This is a genomic window from Micromonospora sp. NPDC047074 (genome assembly GCF_040643815.1).
In the GTDB taxonomy this organism is placed as follows: domain Bacteria; phylum Actinomycetota; class Actinomycetes; order Mycobacteriales; family Micromonosporaceae; genus Micromonospora.
In genome coordinates this window covers 23,338-39,037 of sequence record NZ_JBEYVB010000025.1, presented here as the reverse complement: position 1 = coordinate 39,037, position 15,700 = coordinate 23,338, and the positions used below count along the sequence as shown (strand labels likewise).

12 protein-coding genes are annotated in these 15,700 nt (G+C 74.0%); 6 read left to right on the top strand and 6 right to left on the bottom strand.

Annotation, left to right across the window (positions count from 1 at the left end; translation table 11 throughout):
• Positions 1-85: 85 nt before the first annotated feature.
• Together ABZ809_RS24090 and ABZ809_RS24085 are read right to left on the bottom strand one after the other, a co-directional pair.
• Positions 86-1,114, bottom strand: a complete 1,029-nt coding sequence (locus ABZ809_RS24090) for a 6-phosphofructokinase (protein ID WP_357564835.1) — start codon at positions 1,112-1,114, stop codon at positions 86-88.
• Positions 1,115-1,352: 238 nt separating this feature from the next.
• Positions 1,353-1,856 carry a polyadenylate-specific 3'-exoribonuclease AS gene (locus ABZ809_RS24085; RefSeq protein WP_357564878.1) on the bottom strand — a complete coding sequence of 168 codons (504 nt, stop codon included), beginning with the start codon at positions 1,854-1,856 and terminating at the stop codon, positions 1,353-1,355.
• Between the two features lie 291 nt (positions 1,857-2,147).
• Here ABZ809_RS24085 and ABZ809_RS24080 point away from each other — a divergent pair, with 291 nt between their 5' ends.
• Positions 2,148-2,840, top strand: coding sequence for a Crp/Fnr family transcriptional regulator (locus ABZ809_RS24080; protein ID WP_121400498.1), 693 nt, complete (start codon positions 2,148-2,150; stop codon positions 2,838-2,840).
• Between the two features lie 54 nt (positions 2,841-2,894).
• Here ABZ809_RS24080 and ABZ809_RS24075 read toward each other — a convergent pair whose 3' ends face one another.
• A complete protein-coding gene (locus tag ABZ809_RS24075) occupies positions 2,895-3,104 on the bottom strand; it encodes a hypothetical protein (protein WP_357564834.1) in 210 nt (69 codons plus the stop codon).
• Positions 3,105-3,268: 164 nt separating this feature from the next.
• Between ABZ809_RS24075 and ABZ809_RS24070 the strand changes: the two genes are divergently transcribed.
• Positions 3,269-6,823: an adenylate/guanylate cyclase domain-containing protein gene (locus ABZ809_RS24070; protein WP_357564833.1), complete on the top strand. Its 3,555-nt coding sequence runs from the start codon at positions 3,269-3,271 to the stop codon at positions 6,821-6,823.
• 242 nt (positions 6,824-7,065) lie between these two features.
• Here the strand turns inward: ABZ809_RS24070 and ABZ809_RS24065 are convergent, their stop codons facing one another.
• Both ABZ809_RS24065 and ABZ809_RS24060 read right to left on the bottom strand, forming a co-directional pair.
• Positions 7,066-7,773, bottom strand: a complete 708-nt coding sequence (locus ABZ809_RS24065) for a lysophospholipid acyltransferase family protein (protein ID WP_357564832.1) — start codon at positions 7,771-7,773, stop codon at positions 7,066-7,068.
• Positions 7,774-7,929: 156 nt separating this feature from the next.
• Positions 7,930-10,080, bottom strand: coding sequence for an MMPL family transporter (locus tag ABZ809_RS24060; protein ID WP_357564831.1), 2,151 nt, complete (start codon positions 10,078-10,080; stop codon positions 7,930-7,932).
• Between the two features lie 216 nt (positions 10,081-10,296).
• Here ABZ809_RS24060 and ABZ809_RS24055 point away from each other — a divergent pair, with 216 nt between their 5' ends.
• From ABZ809_RS24055 to ABZ809_RS24040, 4 genes are all read left to right on the top strand, one after another.
• Positions 10,297-11,493 (top strand): histidine kinase, encoded by a 1,197-nt coding sequence (locus ABZ809_RS24055; protein WP_357564830.1) that lies wholly within the window; start codon positions 10,297-10,299, stop codon positions 11,491-11,493.
• Positions 11,490-12,161, top strand: coding sequence for a response regulator transcription factor (locus ABZ809_RS24050; RefSeq protein ID WP_357564829.1), 672 nt, complete (start codon positions 11,490-11,492; stop codon positions 12,159-12,161). Before ABZ809_RS24055 ends, ABZ809_RS24050 begins: the two co-directional genes overlap by 4 nt.
• Before the next feature lie 228 nt (positions 12,162-12,389).
• Positions 12,390-13,238: a DUF308 domain-containing protein gene (locus tag ABZ809_RS24045; protein ID WP_357564828.1), complete on the top strand. Its 849-nt coding sequence runs from the start codon at positions 12,390-12,392 to the stop codon at positions 13,236-13,238.
• A gap of 178 nt (positions 13,239-13,416) precedes the next feature.
• The gene (locus ABZ809_RS24040; RefSeq protein ID WP_357564827.1) at positions 13,417-14,835 is read left to right on the top strand and encodes a trehalose-6-phosphate synthase; all 1,419 of its coding nucleotides are present in this window, start codon (positions 13,417-13,419) and stop codon (positions 14,833-14,835) included.
• 21 nt (positions 14,836-14,856) lie between these two features.
• On the opposite strand, the gene ABZ809_RS24035 is transcribed toward ABZ809_RS24040, so the two are convergent.
• Positions 14,857-15,681 carry an alpha/beta fold hydrolase gene (locus tag ABZ809_RS24035; protein WP_357564826.1) on the bottom strand — a complete coding sequence of 275 codons (825 nt, stop codon included), beginning with the start codon at positions 15,679-15,681 and terminating at the stop codon, positions 14,857-14,859.
• Positions 15,682-15,700: the final 19 nt, after the last annotated feature.

The window sequence follows — 15,700 nt, the reverse complement described above, 5'->3', positions numbered from 1 at the left end:
CTCCCCGCCGCCCCGCGCCGCGCCCGCGCCCCCCGGGCCCCCCGGGGCCGGCCCCCCCCCCCCCCCCCCCCACGCCGTGGATCGATCAGCTGCCGAAGAAGACCTCGGCCTCGGCGTACCGCTCCAGCGGCACGGTCTTCAGCTCGCGGGTGGCCTCGGCCAGCGGAACGCGGACGATGTCCGTGCTCTGCATGGCGACCATCTTGCCCCAGTCGCCCTCGTGCACCGCGTCGATCGCCTGGAGGCCGAGCCGGGTGGCGAGCACCCGGTCGAAGGCGCTCGGGGTGCCGCCGCGCTGGATGTGCCCGAGCACGACCGTGCGGGCCTCCTTGCCGGTCTTGGCCTCCAACTGCTCGGCCAACCACTGGCCGATGCCGCCGAGGCGGACGTGGCCGAACGCGTCGAGCTCCTGGTTGTGCAGGACCATCTGGCCGTCCAGCGGCTGGGCGCCCTCGGCGACCACGACGATCGGCGCGTACTGGTGCTGGAAGCGCTTCTCGACGTAGCCGGCGACCTGCTCGACGTCGAACTGCCGCTCGGGCAGCAGGATCACGTTGGCGCCACCGGCCAGGCCGGCGTGCAGGGCGATCCAGCCGGCGTGCCGGCCCATGACCTCGACCACCAGGGTGCGGTGGTGGCTCTCGGCGGTGGTGTGCAGCCGGTCGATCGCCTCCATGGCGATGTTGACGGCGGTGTCGAAGCCGAAGGTGTAGTCGGTGGCGCCGAGGTCGTTGTCGATCGTCTTCGGCACGCCGACCACGTGGACGCCGAGCTCGTGCAGCTTGGTCGCCACGCCGAGGGTGTCCTCGCCGCCGATCGCGATGAGCGCGTCCACGCCCTGCGCGGCGAGGTTGTCCTTGATCCGCTCGACGCCGTTCTCGATCTTGAAGGGGTTCGTCCGGGACGAACCGAGGATGGTGCCGCCGCGCGGCAGGATCCCGCGGACCTCCGCGATGCCCAGGGGGCGGGACAGGCCCTCCAACGGGCCCTTCCAGCCGTCCCGGAAACCCACGAACTCGTGGCCGTAGCTGGCGACGCCCTTGCGGACCACCGCCCGGATGACCGCGTTGAGACCTGGGCAGTCGCCGCCGCCGGTGAGCACGCCGATACGCATGATCTGCTCATCCTCCTGGGAGCATCAGGTGAAGCCCGATTTGCCCCAGGATATGTGTCGGATCAGACCATCGGCGCCGTTGCCGGCCCGGGGCGGGCCGTCAGAGCGCACTGTAGTCGCCGTGGGCATCCGCCGACACCGCGCCCCGGGCCGCTCCCACCAGCCGACCGACCTACCGGCCGGTAGCCGATCTCGCGGTTCTCCCCCGCCCGCGCACCGGCATCCGGCCCGGCACCGGTCAGGCCCTCGTGCCGGTCATCGCCCGCCAGCGGGCCAGGTTGTGCCGGGCGTCGACAAGCGCGTCGTGCCGCGCCGAGGCGGCGTCCGGCAGCGACGGCCGGCCCCGGTCGTCCCAGAGCTGGCGCAGGTCCTTGGTGAACCGGGGGATCTCCCGGGGCAGCGCCGGCATCGCACCCCACAGCTGCGCCAGGGCGACGTGGTCGTACGCGGCGTACCAGGCCCAGAGCTCCAACTGCTCGCCCGGGCGGCCGCGGACCGGCTCGACGAGGAAGTCGTACAGCTCGTCGCGGATGCGCTCCCGCGAACGCCAGGCACGGTCGGCCGGGGAGGGCAGCTTGTCGAGCACGTTGCGGCGCACCCAGGGCACGGCCCGCGAGTCGTCGAACTCGGTCGAGACGGCGTAGAACTCCCGGCCGTACTCGTCGACCACGCCGATCGACACCAGGTCGACGAGGCGGCCGTCCTCGATGAACTCGCAGTCGTAGAAGTAGCGGTAGACCATCACCGCCATCCTCGCCCACGCCCGCCCCGACGACCGGGGCGGGGGTCGGTCCGCCGCGCACGGCGGCCCCGGAGACGGCGGAACGGGACGGATCGGCCTCTCCCGGACCCGGTCGCCGCAGCTCGGGAGTGTCACGGAAGTGATTTGAGGGGTGTACAGCAAGCAACTGGACAGTCATGATCTGATGTGTACCGCTACCGGACGCCGAACCGGTGTCAGTTCACCTCGTCGAGGGCCTTCAGGTTCACCCGGTGAGCGAGTTGTGGTCCTGGACCGGGGAGGGGTTGGGCCGTGGAGATGCGCCTGCCGGAGCCGGGTGACGCGCTCACAGGTGTGGAGATGTTCGCCGGGCTGGAGCCGGAGGTCCGGCAGCGGGTGATCGCCGCCGCGGTCCCCCGGACGTACCGCAAGGGTCAGTTGCTCTTCGTGGAGAACGACCCCGGCGAGTCGCTCATCGTGCTGCGCCGGGGTGCGGTCGCGGTCTTCCGCACCGCGCCGACCGGCGAGCGCGCGGTGCTGTCGGTCATCCGTCCACCGGACGTGCTGGGTGAGGTCTCCCTGCTCGACGCCTCCACCCGCTCGGCCTCCGCCGAGGCGATCGAGGACTGCGCGGCGCTCGCGCTGTCCCGGGGCGCGTTCATGGAGCTGGTGCACTCCAACCCGCGCATCCTCGACGCGGTGATGCGCTCGCTCGGCGGGCTGATCCGCCGGCTGACCGAGCAGAACGCCGACCACGTCTTCCTTGACCTGCCCGGCCGGGTGGCCAAGACCCTGGTCCGGCTGGCCGGCGAGAGCCAGGCCCCCATGATCACGATCGAGCTCAACCAGAGCCAGCTCGCGGAGATGGCCGGCGGCTCGCGGCAGAGCGTCAACCAGGCGATCGGGTCGTTCGCCAACCGGGGCTGGCTGCGGACCGAGGGCCGGCGGATCGTGGTCACCGACGTGGCGGCGCTGCGCCGCCGCGCCGGCATGAGCGAGCGCTGAGGCGTACGCGAAGAAGGGCCGGAGCAACTGCTCCGGCCCTTCTTGCGTCAGGTGTCAGGGCGTGGCGCTGCCCGGCCCGACCCACTCCGTGCTGCCCGGCCCGACCCACTCCGTGCCGTCCTTGCCGCCACCGGACTGCTCGCTGACGATGCCCTGCGCCTGCAGCGCGGCCAGCGTGGCGGCGTCCACGTCGACGGAGTCGCCCGCGAGGTGGCTCACCCCGTTACCGTCGGTCCAGTCGCTCTGCAACATCACGTACACCATCGGGCAATCCCCCTGTGGTCAACGGTCGACAATCAGCCGCCTGACTGTAACGGCAGGACCGGCCGGTGGACTGTCCACAAGCCAACAGCCCGGTACCCGACAGCTGGAGCTACGGAGATACTGACACGGCAACGGTGCCGATCCCGGCACCGGCGGGACCACCAGTGGAGGGTGTCATCGCCACGCAGTGTGACCGCTGTGGACGCACGGCTGCCGCGGGCGACCGCTTCTGCGGCGGCTGCGGCAACGAGCTGGGCGCGGTCTGCCCGCACTGCCTGCGACCGCTCGCCCGGGACGTGGCGTTCTGCACCTCCTGCGGAGCGGCCCGGCCGGGCACCGACCGGCAGGCGACCCCGCAGGAGGACCGCCGCCGGGTCAGCGTGCTCTTCGTCGACCTGATCGACTTCACCCCGTACGTCGAGCGGGCCGATCCGGAGCTGGTCCGCGGCATGCAGACCGGTTTCTTCTCGGCCGCCCGCCGGGTCGTCGGGCAGTACGGCGGGGTGGTCGAGAAGTACATCGGCGACGCCGTCATGGCGCTGTTCGGGGCGCCGGTGGCGACCGAGACCGACGCGCTGCGCTGTGTGCGGGCCGGCCTGGAGCTGCAACGGGTGCTGACGCGGTTCACCCCCACCGGCGCGGACACGCTGCGCTTCCGCGTCGGGGTGGCCACCGGCGAGGCGCTTGTCGACGTGGCCGCCGCCCGCGACGGCGGTCAGGCGATCGTGGCCGGCGACGTGGTCAACACGGCCTCCCGGATGCAGTCCGTCGCGCCGCCGGGCGGGGTGCTGGTCTGCGGCGCGACGCACGCTCTCACCCGGGACGCCATCCGCTACTCGGAGCAGCCGCCGGTCACCCTGCGCGGGCGGTCGACGACGACCGAGGTGTGGCTGGCGCTGTCCCCGGTACGCCGCCAGCCGACCGACCGGCAGCCGGACACCACGCCGCTGATCGACCGGGAACACGAGCTGGGGATGCTGGTCAACGCCCTGCACCGGTCGTTGCGTGACCGGAGACCCCAGGTGGTGACCGTCTTCGGCAGGGCCGGGCTGGGCAAGAGCCGGCTGGTCCGGGAGTTGTACCGGCACGTGGACCGGCTGGTCGACGAGCCGCTGACCTGGCGGATCGGGCGGTGCCCGCCGTTCGGCGAGAACGTGGCGTTCGCGGCGCTGGCCGACATCGTCAAGTCCGAGGCCGGCATCCTGGACACCGACCCGGCGTCCAGCGCCGCCCAGCGGCTCGCCTCGGCCGTCGGCGAGTTGGTCGGGCCCGGCGAGCGGCAACGCCTCGTGGACGCCCTGCGGCCCCTGGTGGGCCTGCCGGGGACCCCGCTGCCGGCCGAGGAGACCGAGTCGGCGTGGCGGCGCTTCCTGCTGGCCCTGGCCGCGCGCCGGCCGACCGTGCTGGTCTTCGAGGACCTGCACTGGGCCGACGACGCGATGCTGCGCTTCGTGGAGCTGCTCGGCACCGCAGCCCGGGACGTGCCGCTGCTGCTGCTCTGCACCGCCCGCCCGGAACTGGTCGACCGGGACCCGAGCTGGGCGGGCACGATCACCGGCTCGGTGACCATCACCCTGCCCCCGCTGCGGGACACGGGCATCGCCGCGCTCTACGCCCACATGTTCGGTCGGGCGGCGTTCTCCGCCGACATGCTCACCCCGCTGATCGAGGTGGCCGGCGGCAACCCGCTCTACGCCCACGAGTACGTGCGGATGCTGATCGAGCAGGGCGCGCTGCGCCAGTCGGGGCGGGGCTGGTCGCTGGAGAAGCACCTCGACCTGCCGATGCCGGAGAGCGTGCACGCCGTCATCGCCAACCGGATCGACCTGCTGGACGCCAAGGAACGCACGGTGCTGCTGGCCGCCGCCGTGGTGGGCGTGCAGTTCTGGCCGGGCGCGGTGGCCGCCGCGCTCGGGCAGCCCGTCGAGTCGGTGGAGCGCGCGCTGCGCCGGCTGGAGCAGCGCGACTTCGTGCACGAGCAGGCCGCCTCCACCATGGCGGGGCAGCCGGAGTACCGGTTCCGGCACGTGCTGGTACGCGACGTCTGCTACCAGCGGCTGCCCCGTACCGAGCGGGTGGCGCGGCACGAACGCACGGCGCAGTGGCTGGACATGCTCTCGCAGAGCCGGGACACCGACCTGGCGGAGGTGCTGGCCCACCACCGGTGGGCGGCCCACGAGATCGCCCGGACGCTGGGCATGGAGATCAGCCGGTTCGCCGGGGCCGCCCGGGCCGCGCTGCACCGGGCGGCCCGGCGGGCGTACGCGCTGCACAGCCTCGACGCCGCGGCGAGCCACGCGGGCCGGGCGCTCGGGCTGGCCGACGACTCCGACCCGCTCGACCGGCTCCAACTCGAACTGCTCAGCACCGAGATCTCCTTCTACCGCGACGGCAACGCCTTCCTCTCCGGTGGCGGGCCGGAGCAGGTGCAGGCGCTGGCGGACCGGCTGCTGGCGCACGACGACGACGCCTGCGCGGCGCGCGCCTGGACGCTGCTCGGTCAGGCCGCGTGGCTGCGCGCCGACCGGGCCGCCGCGCTCGCCTGCCTGGACCGGGCTGTCGAGCTCTTCGACCCGCTGCCGGACAGCCCGCAGAAGGCGGACGCCTACGCCGAGCTGGGCCGGCTGCACATGCTCAACTACGAGCGGGACCCGGCGGTCGCCGCAGCCGACCGGGCGGCGGAGATCGGCGAACGGCTGCGGCTGACCGAGACCCGCACCAACGCCCGGATCACCTCGGCCGTCGCCCGCTACCAGGCGGGTGACCGGTCCGGCCTGGACGACCTGCACAGCATCGTCGAGTTCAGCCGCGCCGGCCAGCTGATCGCCCTGCCCCGGGCCATGCAGAACCTCGCCTACGCCGTCTGCGAGGAGGGCGACTGGCTGCGCTCGGACGCCCTGCTCTCGTCGTCGCCGACCCGCAAGGCCAGCGGGCAGACGCTGACCACGAGTTACTCGGCTGAGGCGATGCGCGCCTGGTTCGAGGGCGACTTCGACCGGCTGCTGGCCGCCGCCGAGGCGTTCGTGGACACCCCGACCGGCAGCTGGGACATGCAGGTCCGCGGCCTGCGCTCCTGCCTGCTGGTACTGCGCGGCGAGCGGGTGCCGCCGGCGCGCTCCCACTCCGACGACGATGCCGCCGCCACGTTCAGCGACGACGTGGCGGCGGCCCTCGACGCCGCCCGGCGCAGCGGTTTCCATCGGCCGCACTGGACGATGCTGGGAATGGGCGCGCTCTGCCGGGCCCTGCAGGGACGCCGGCAGGAGGCGACGGCGCTGATTGACGAGCTGGCCGACTCCTGGTCGGTGGTGCCCGCCATCGCCAGCGGCGAGTGGATCCCGGCAGCCGGGTACGCGGCCAGCCTCGCCGGGCGGGACGCGGCGGCACGGGTACGCGCGATGCTGGACCGGGTGGGCCACCGCACGCCCTGGTCGGAGGCGGCTCGGCGGACGGTGACCGGTGCGCTGGCCGCCGCGGACGGCGACCACCGGCGGGCCGCCGAGCTGCACCTTGCCGGCGCCGAGATCTACGCCGGCATCCCGGACGTGACGGACCGGATGCTGGCGCTCACCTTCGCGGCGGTCGAACTGGAACGGGCCGGCGAGCCGACGGCCGGCCGCCCCGAGCTGGCCGAGCTGCGCGCCTTCGCGGCACGCAACGACGCGCCCGCCCTGCTGAACCTGGCCCGCCCCCCAGCCAACCCCGCCCTGGCCAGCTAACCCCCACCGCCCGCGCCGCGCCCTCGCCCCGCCGCGCCCGCGCCGCGCCCTCGCCGCGTCGCGCCCTCGCCGCGTCGATCTTGCACTTTCCGCCCCGACAATAGGCACGAATGCCCCATAGCGAGGGCTCAAAGTGCAAGATCGACGCCCAGGGGTGGTTCGGGTGAATCTCGCGTGCGCGTAGGCGTCCTCGAACCGTGGAGGAGGAAGGAGGAAGGAGGAAGGAGGAGGACAGGGCGGGGTCAGGCGGGGACGGGGTGGCGAGGGGGTGGGGCGGCGGGTGGGGTCTTGGCGCGTTGGGCGTACCGGTCGACGTACTCGCGGCCGGAGAGTTCCATCAGCTCGTACATGATCTCGTCGGTCACCGCGCGCTCGACGAACCGGTCGCCGGCCATTCCGGCGTACCGCGAGAAGTCCAGCGGCGGGCCGAACCGGATCCGCACCCGGGCGATCTTGGGGATCAGCTTGCCGGGCGGTTGGATCTCGTCGGCGTTGAGCATCGCCGTCGGGACCACCAGGGCACCGCTCTCCAGGGCCAGCCGGGCCACGCCGGTCTTGCCCCGGTAGAGCCGGCCGTCCGGCGACCGGGTGCCCTCGGGGTAGATGCCGGCGATGCCACCGGCGCGCAGCACCTGCAACTGGGTGTCCAGCGCCGCCCGCGCCGCCTGGCCGCCCGAGCGGTCGACCGGGATCGTGCCGGAACCGACGAAGAACATCTTCGTCAGCCAGCCCTTGACGCCCTTGCCGGTGAAGTACTCGGCCTTGGCGATGAACGTCACCCGCCGCCGTACGACCAGCGGAGTGAAGATCGAGTCGGAGAACGACAGGTGGTTGCTGGCGAGGATCACCGGCCCGGTGTCGGGCACGTGCTGCAGCCCCTCGACCTGCGGGCGGAAGACCAGCCTCAGCAGCGGGCCGAGGAGGACGTACTTCATCAGCCAGTACAGCACCGGCGTCCTTTCCCAGAGGTGTCGCGACGCCGCCGCGGTCGCCGCGGGCCGTCGTGGCATGAGCCTACGAACCCGGGGCGGGCCGCCACAACGGCCTCCCGGCCCGCCACGACGGATCGCGACGGCGCGCGCCACCGTCCATTCCGGACGCCGAGCCTAGCCGGCGGGGCGCTCCGGCCGGCGCTCCAACGCGACCTCGGGCACGATCCGGGCCAGGAACCGGGGCAGCCACCAGGCGCGCCGGCCGAGCAGTTGCATCACCGCGGGCAGGATGAGACACCGGATGACCAGGGCGTCGACGACGATCGCCACCGCCAGCCCGAGGCCGAACTGCTGGAGCATCCGGGTGGGGCTGAGCATGAACGCGGCGAAGACCACCACCATGACGGCCCCGGCGGCGGTGACCACCCGACCGGTCGTCGCGATCCCCTCCCGGACCGCCCGGGACGCGTCCCCGCCGTCGTGCCACACCTCCTGCATCCGGGAGAGCAGGAAGACCTCGTAGTCCATCGAGAGACCGAAGGCGATGGCGAAGACCATGACCGGGACGTACGCCTCGATCGGTCCCGGTTCCACGCCCAGCGCGCCCCGCTGGAAGACCAGCGTGGTCACGCCCAGGGCCACGGCGACGCTGAGCAGGTTGAGGACCGCGGCCTTCAACGGGATGAGCATGGACCGGAAGACGACCATCAGGAGCAGGGTGGACAGTCCGACCACGACGAGTACGAACAGCGGCAGCCGGGCCGCCACCGCCTCGGCGAAGTCCACCGTGGCGGCGGTGCCACCGCCGACCAGGAACCGGGCGCCGCTGTCGCGGGCCAGCAGCGGAAGCACGTCGTCCCGCAGCCGGTGCACGAGGTCCATCGTCGCCTCGTCCTGCGGCTTGGACTCCGGCAGCACGACGATTGTGGATATCCCCGGGCCGGCCGCGCTGGGCGGGACCGCCTCGGCGACCCCCGGCGTGGCGGCGATGGCGTCCCGGGCCGCGCCGGCGTCGGCTCCGGCGCCCTCCACCACGACCAGCAGCGGGCCGTTGAAGCCCGGGCCGAAGCCCTCCGCCAGCAGGTCGTACGCCCGCCGGCTGTCGGTGGACGCCGGGTCGTTGCCGGCGTCGGCGAAGCCGAGGTTCATGTCGAGCGCCGGGGCGGAGAGCGCGAGCAGCGCCACGAACGGCACGAGCGCGCCCCACCAGGGGCGGCGCTGCACCCCGGCGGCCCAGCGCCGCCACCACGTTCCTTCGGGCCGGCGCCCCCGGGACTCGCGGGCGCGCACCGACCGCTCGACGCGCCGGCCGGTCAGCGACAGCAGCGCCGGGAGCAGGGTGAGGGAGGCGAGCATCGTCACCAGGACCGTCAACGCGACGGCGACCGCGACGCCCTGCAACGACCCGAGGCCGAGGACGACCAGGCCGAGCAGGGCCACGATCACGGTGCAGCCGGCGAAGAAGACGGTCCGGCCGGCGGTGTCCTGCGCGATCCGGGCGGCCTCCTGCCGGGGCACGCCCCGGGCGAGTTCCGACCGGTAGCGGGAGAAGATCAGCAGGGCGTAGTCGATGCCCACGCCCAGGCCGACGAGCATCATCAGCGGTGCGGTGAAGTCGGCGATCGTCGCGAGGTGCGAGGCGAGGGCGATCAACCCGAGGGCGGTGCCCACGGCGAAGACCGCGATGACCACCGGGAGGCTGGCGGCGACCAGGGAGCCGAAGAGCAGCACCATGATCACGAGTGCGGCGAGCAGGCCGGCTCCCTCGGCGGCGCCTCCGCCGCCCTCCTGCACCGCCCGTACCGGCGCCCCGCCGACCTCGACCCGCAGCCCGTCACCCGCCGCTCCCGCCGCCGCATCCATGATCGCGCGTACGTCGTCGGCCGGCACCTCGGCGGCCACCCCGTCGAGGGTCACGGTGGCGTAGCCGACGGTGCCGTCGGCCGAGACGCCGAAGCCGGCGTACGGGCTCTGCACGGCCGCCACGTGCGGAAGCCGACCGACCTCCGCCAGCATCGTCTCCACCCGGGCGCGGGTCGCCGCCCCGGTCAGCCCGTCCCGGTCCTGCACGACGATCTGGATCGTCTCGCCGGCCGAGACCGGGGCCCGCTGCCGCAACGTGTCGAACGCCTGCTGGGACTCCGTACCGGGCAGGGAGAAGTCGTTGCGGTAGTCGTCGCCCACGGCCTGCGCGGCGACGCTGGCGCCGAACAGCACGACGACCCACAGCACGAGGGCTGTCCAGCGACGCCGGTAGGACCAGTCGCCCACCCGTTGGAACACGCTCGCCCGCCCGGTGGGCGGGCGGACAGTGTCGGTCGTCATGGTCGAACCTCCTGGATGACGGGGTCTGTTCGCCGGGCGCCGGGCGGTGTCGGCGCCCACGCTACGGAGCACGCCGGGACCCGCCATCGGCTCACGAGCGGCACCCGGTGTCGCCTGTCGACGTACCGCCAGGGGTCGCGGATACGACGCGGGGCGACCGCCGGTCGGGACGTCGGTGGGATCCGGCCGGGGCCGGCGGCACCTAGGCTCGGGGACGTGGGGGTGGACGAGGCGCAGCGGAGTGCGGGGCCGAGGGCTGCCGGGTTCGGCCGGCTCTCCCGGGAGACCGTGCGGGACCTGCTCGTCGGCGCCGCCGTGTCGATCGTCGTGAGCGCGGCGATCACCGCGAACCTGGGTGGCGACCGCGGCCGCGACCTCCCCGCCTACCTGTTCGCCCTCGGGCTCGGCGCGCTCACCCTGGCCCGCCGCCGCGCACCGGTGGCCGTGCTGCTCGCCAGCGCCGCCGGCCTGGTGGCCTACTACATGGCCGACTATCCGCCGGTCGGGCTGGCCCTGCCCCTCGCCGCGGCGCTCTACTCGGCGGCCGAGGCGGGGCGGCTGCGCTGGGCGGTGCTCGTGGGGCTCGGCCTGCTCGTCGTCTCCACCGCGTTCCGCACGGCGCAGGGCGAGAGCGTCGCGTACCTCGTCGGCTTCGAGCTGGCCTCCAGCGTCGCCACCATGGCCGCCGCCATCGCCCTCGGCGACGGGGTCCGCTCCCGGCGGCTGCGGCGCCGGGAGCAGCGGTGGCGGCTGCGCCAGATGGAGCGCGACCACGCCCGGGAGGCGACGCGCCGGGTCGAGGAGGAGCGGCTACGGATCGCCCGCGACCTGCACGACGTGATCGCCCACCACATCTCCGTCATCTCGCTGCACGCCGGGGTGGCCGACGAGGCTCTCGACGACGACCCGCCGGCCGCCCGCGCCGCTCTGGGACACGTGCGGGCGGCCACCACCGAGGTCGCCCGGGAGCTGCGCACCACCCTGGGGCTGCTGCGCGACCCGACCGGGACCGACCCGCGGCAGCCGGTGGCGGGGCTGGCCGGGCTGGACGCCCTGGTCGCCGGCGCGCGAAGCACCGGCCTGCGGATCGCCGTCCACCGGCGGGGCGAACTGACCGGCCTGCCCGCCGCCGTCGACTCGACGGCCTACCGGCTGATCCAGGAGGCGTTGACCAACGCCCTGCGCCACGCCGACGCGACCACCGTCGAGATCGACCTCGTCCGCGACTCCCGCGCCGTCGGCCTCGCCGTCCGTGACGACGGCCGTGGGCAGCGCGAGGACGTCCCGCGCGGGCACGGGCTCGGCGGCATGCGGGAGCGCACCGCACTTCTCGGGGGCACCGTCACCGCGGGCAACCGCACCGGCGGTGGCTTCGAGGTACGCGCCGAACTACCCCTGGGAGGGGTGCCGTGATCCGAGTAGGGCTCGTCGACGACCAGCACCTGGTCCGCACCGGCCTGCGGGCCCTGCTGGACCGGGCGCCGGACATCGAGGTGGTCGGCGAGGCCGCCGACGGCGACACCGCGTACCGGCTGGCGGTCGCCGAGCGGCCGGACGTCCTGCTGATGGACATCCGGATGCCCGGCACCGACGGTATCGAGGCCACCCGCCGGATCGTCGCCGACGACCGGCTCGCCGACGTGCGGGTCGTCGTGCTCACCACGTTCGACACCGACGAGTACGTCTTCGAGGCGATCCGGGCCGGCGCGTCCGGCTTCCTGCTCAAGGACACCGGCCCGGAGGAGCTGCGACAGGCGGTGCGGATCGTCCGGGCCGGGGAGGCCCTGCTCTCTCCGGCGGTGACCCGACGGGTCATGGCCGCGGTGCGCTCCGGGGGCCGGGAGCCGGACCCGGCCCGGCTGCGGTCGCTCACCGCCCGGGAGCGGGAGGTGCTGGCCGAGGTCGGCACCGGCAGGTCGAACGACGAGATCGGCGCGGTCCTGCACATCAGCCCGGCCACCGCCCGGACGTACGTGAGCCGGCTGCTCGCCAAGCTGGACGCCCGGGACCGGTCCCAGCTCGTCGTCGCGGCGTACGAGAGCGGCCTGGTACGACCGGGAGCGACCCCCGATCCGCGCTGATCCGGCACCGGCGCCACCGGCAGCAGGGGGATCGGTTGGAGTGCAGTCAGCAAGAACGGACATAGGGACCCGGTCACCACCTGCGCCAAGGCCGCGACTTGGTACGCCGCGCCACAAGGCACTCCCGGAACGGGCCCCCGACGTGTCACGATTCAAGGCACGGCGCGCGGTCGGCGCCGAGGGGGCTCAGGCGGCCGCGCCGCGGGCGCGTGATGAGGAGGATGTCCGGTGTCAGCGGGTGGTGCCCGCCGGGGACGGCGGGACAACGGGCTCGACGCGAGTGAGTACGCCATCGCGGGCGACGTGGATCCGCGCGTCGGCGAGCACCTGCTCGACGTCCTCGCCGCCGGCGGGATTGCCGCCTACCTCCAGCCCTCGGCCGACCTGAATCCGGTCACCCGCACCACCACCGTGCCCGCCCGCCCCGTCGACCGGCTCTACGTCGACCGCTCGCACCTGACGACCGCCCGGGACTACCTGACCCAGCTCGCCGACGAGACGGCGACCGAGCGGGCCCGGGACGACGAGCCGGACATCGAGGCCGAGTGGGCCCGCATCGTCGCCGGCTTCCACACCGCGCCGCGTGACGGCGACAACCCCTGGCCCGCCGCCGAGGACGTGGACGACACGCCCGGGCCGGCCAGCGGGACGGTGACGCTCGGCACGCCCGAGGAGCCCGCCGGCCCGACCGCCACCGACGTACGCCGGTTGCCGTACGCGGCGGACATCTCGGGTGTCTCCCTCTCCCGGGGCAGGCAGGACGAGCCGTCGCTGCTCGACGGGCTGGACACCTTCGGCGCGGACCTGCCCGACGACGAGTCGGAGGACGAGCGCTACACCCCGCCGCCGCCCCCGCCCCTGCCGCGCTTCTCGAAGTACACGGTGGTCGGGGTGCTGGCCATCGTGGTCGGCTTCGTGCTCTTCCTGTTTCCGTCGCTCTTCCCGGTGGCCGACCCGTCGGTGGTCAACCTGTTCGGGTTCACCGGCATCCTCGCCGGCTTCGTCTCGCTGATCTGGCGGCTGCGCCCCGGTGGCGACGACGACGAGCGCGACCCGGACGACGGCGCGGTCGTCTGACCGACTCCGAGCCCCGGCCGGCGTCCGCATTTCGGGACGACGGCCGACCCACACGCCGTGCGCAACACTGGTGTAACTTACTGTCAGTAGGAATACCGCTGTCCGTCACATCCCTCGCTGACTGCCCGGTTGTTCCTCCGCTGCGGCGGTCACTCCCCTGCTGATCGGAATGCCCGAGATGCGACAGAGTTCCCTCGTGGTGGTGGCCAACCGCCTGCCCATCGACGACAGTGTGGCGCCTGACGGTGCCTGCGAGTGGCGTCGCAGCCCCGGCGGCCTGGTGAGCGCCCTGCACCCCCTGCTGCGCCACACCCCGGCAACCTGGGTCGGCTGGGCCGGCGGCACCGGCCCGGCGCCCGACCTGCCCGACGTGGACGGCGTCCGGATGCACACCGTCCCACTGACCGCCGAAGACCTGCGCGACCACTACGAGGGCTTCGCCAACGCCACCCTCTGGCCGCTCTACCACGACTCGGTGGAGCAACCGGAATACCACCGGCGCTGGTGGGAGGCCTACCAGCGGGTCAACCAGCGGTTCGCCGAGGCGACGGCCGACGTGGCCGATCCCGGCGCGGTGGTCTGGATCCAGGACTACCACCTGCAACTGGTGCCCGGCCTGCTCCGGGCCCTGCGGCCGGACCTGCGGATCGGCTTCTTCCTGCACGTGCCGTTCCCGCCGCCCGAGCTGTTCATGCAGCTCCCCCGCCGGGCCGAGCTGCTGCGCGGGATGCTCGGCGCCGACCTGGTCGGCTTCCAGCGGTCCCAGGCCGCGCACAACTTCGCCCAACTGGTGGCCAAGGTGCTCGACCTGCCCGCCACCGACCGGCGGATCGCCGTCGACGACCGGGTGGTCCGGATCGGCGCCTTTCCCGTCTCCATCGACACCGCCGAGATGGCCGCGCTGGCCACCCGGCCCGACGTGGCCGACCGGGCCGCCCGGCTGCGCCGCGACCTCGGCAGCCCCGAGCAGGTGATCCTCAGTGTCGACCGGATGGATTACACCAAGGGCATCGAGCAGCGGCTCAAGGCGTACAGCGAGCTGATCGCCCACGGGCACGTCAAGGTGCGCGACACCGTGCTCGTGCAGGTGGCGGTGCCCAGCCGGGAGCGGGTCGGGCAGTACCAGATCCTCCGCGAGCGGGTCGAACGCGAGGTCGGGCGGATCAACGGCGAGTTCGGCCGGGTCGGCGAGCCTGCCATCCACTACCTGACCCAGCCGTTCGACCGCGCCGAGCTGGCCGCGCTCTACCGGGTCGCCGACGTGATGGCGGTGACCCCGCTGCGGGACGGCATGAACCTCGTCGCCAAGGAGTACGTCGCCGCCCGGGTGGACGACACGGGCGCGCTGCTGCTCAGCGAGTTCGCCGGCGCCGCCGCCGAGCTGTCGCAGGCCTACCTGGTCAACCCGCACGACCTGGAAGGGCTCAAGCAGGGGCTGCTCTCGGCGCTGCGGGCGGACCCCGACGACCGCGGCGAGCGGATGCGGTCCATGCGGGCGCACCTGCACCAGCACGACATCCGGGCGTGGGCCCGTTCCTACCTCGCCGCCCTCGACGACAGCGGCTCGCTGCTGACCCGGCTGGGCGCCGCCGGCTGACGTCGGGCGCGGCCCGGTCGGTCAGGGCCGGCTGGCCGGCGCCGGGTCCTTCTCCAGCCAGTCCAGGATCGCGTCGACCGGCTCCCGCCACCGCGCGTCGAGCATCATGTCGTGCCCCATGCCGGGAAAGAGCAGGGGCGCCGAGCCGTACCGCCGGGCCGCCCGGGTCAACGCCGCCGCCGGGACGACCCGGTCGTCGGGGCTGCCGAGCACCAGCACCGGAGGGTCGCCCACCGGCGACTCCGCGGCCCGCCCGGTCAGCAGCTGCCACTGGGCCCGTCGGCCGGCCCGGCCCAGCCGCCCGGTGTACCGCCGGGCGTCGGCATCGGGCAGCTCCCGGCTGAACAGCTGGCGGCGGCTGAGCCGCAGCGGCCCGCCGAACACCGCCGGCACCGTGCCGACCGGGTTGCGGCGCAGCGCCGCGCCGAACGTCGCCCAGCCGCCGAGCACCGGCGCCACCAGCACCGCGGCCCGGGCCGGGTAGCGGGCCAGCGCGTGGGCGACCACGAGGGCCCCCGCGCCGTGCCCCACGAGCACCGCCTGCCGCGGCAGGCCCGCCGCCGCCTGGGCCACGTCGTGGGCGTACGCCCGCAGCGTCGCCTCCGGCGCCGGCCCGCTGCCGCCGTGCCCGCGCAGGCTCAACGCGTGTGCCGGGAACCCCCGGGACGCGGCGTGGCCGAGCCAGTGCTCGGCGAACGCCCAGGCCCCGTGCCCGAAGCCAGGTACGAAGAGCAGCGGCGGGCGCCCCTCCTCCGCCTCGGGGGCCACGCCGAGCACCTCACGCCGGACCGGGCGGATCGGGCGGGCCCACTCCCGCCCCCGCATGATCCGCACCTGCTGACTCACGGGATAGGCCTTTCGTTCG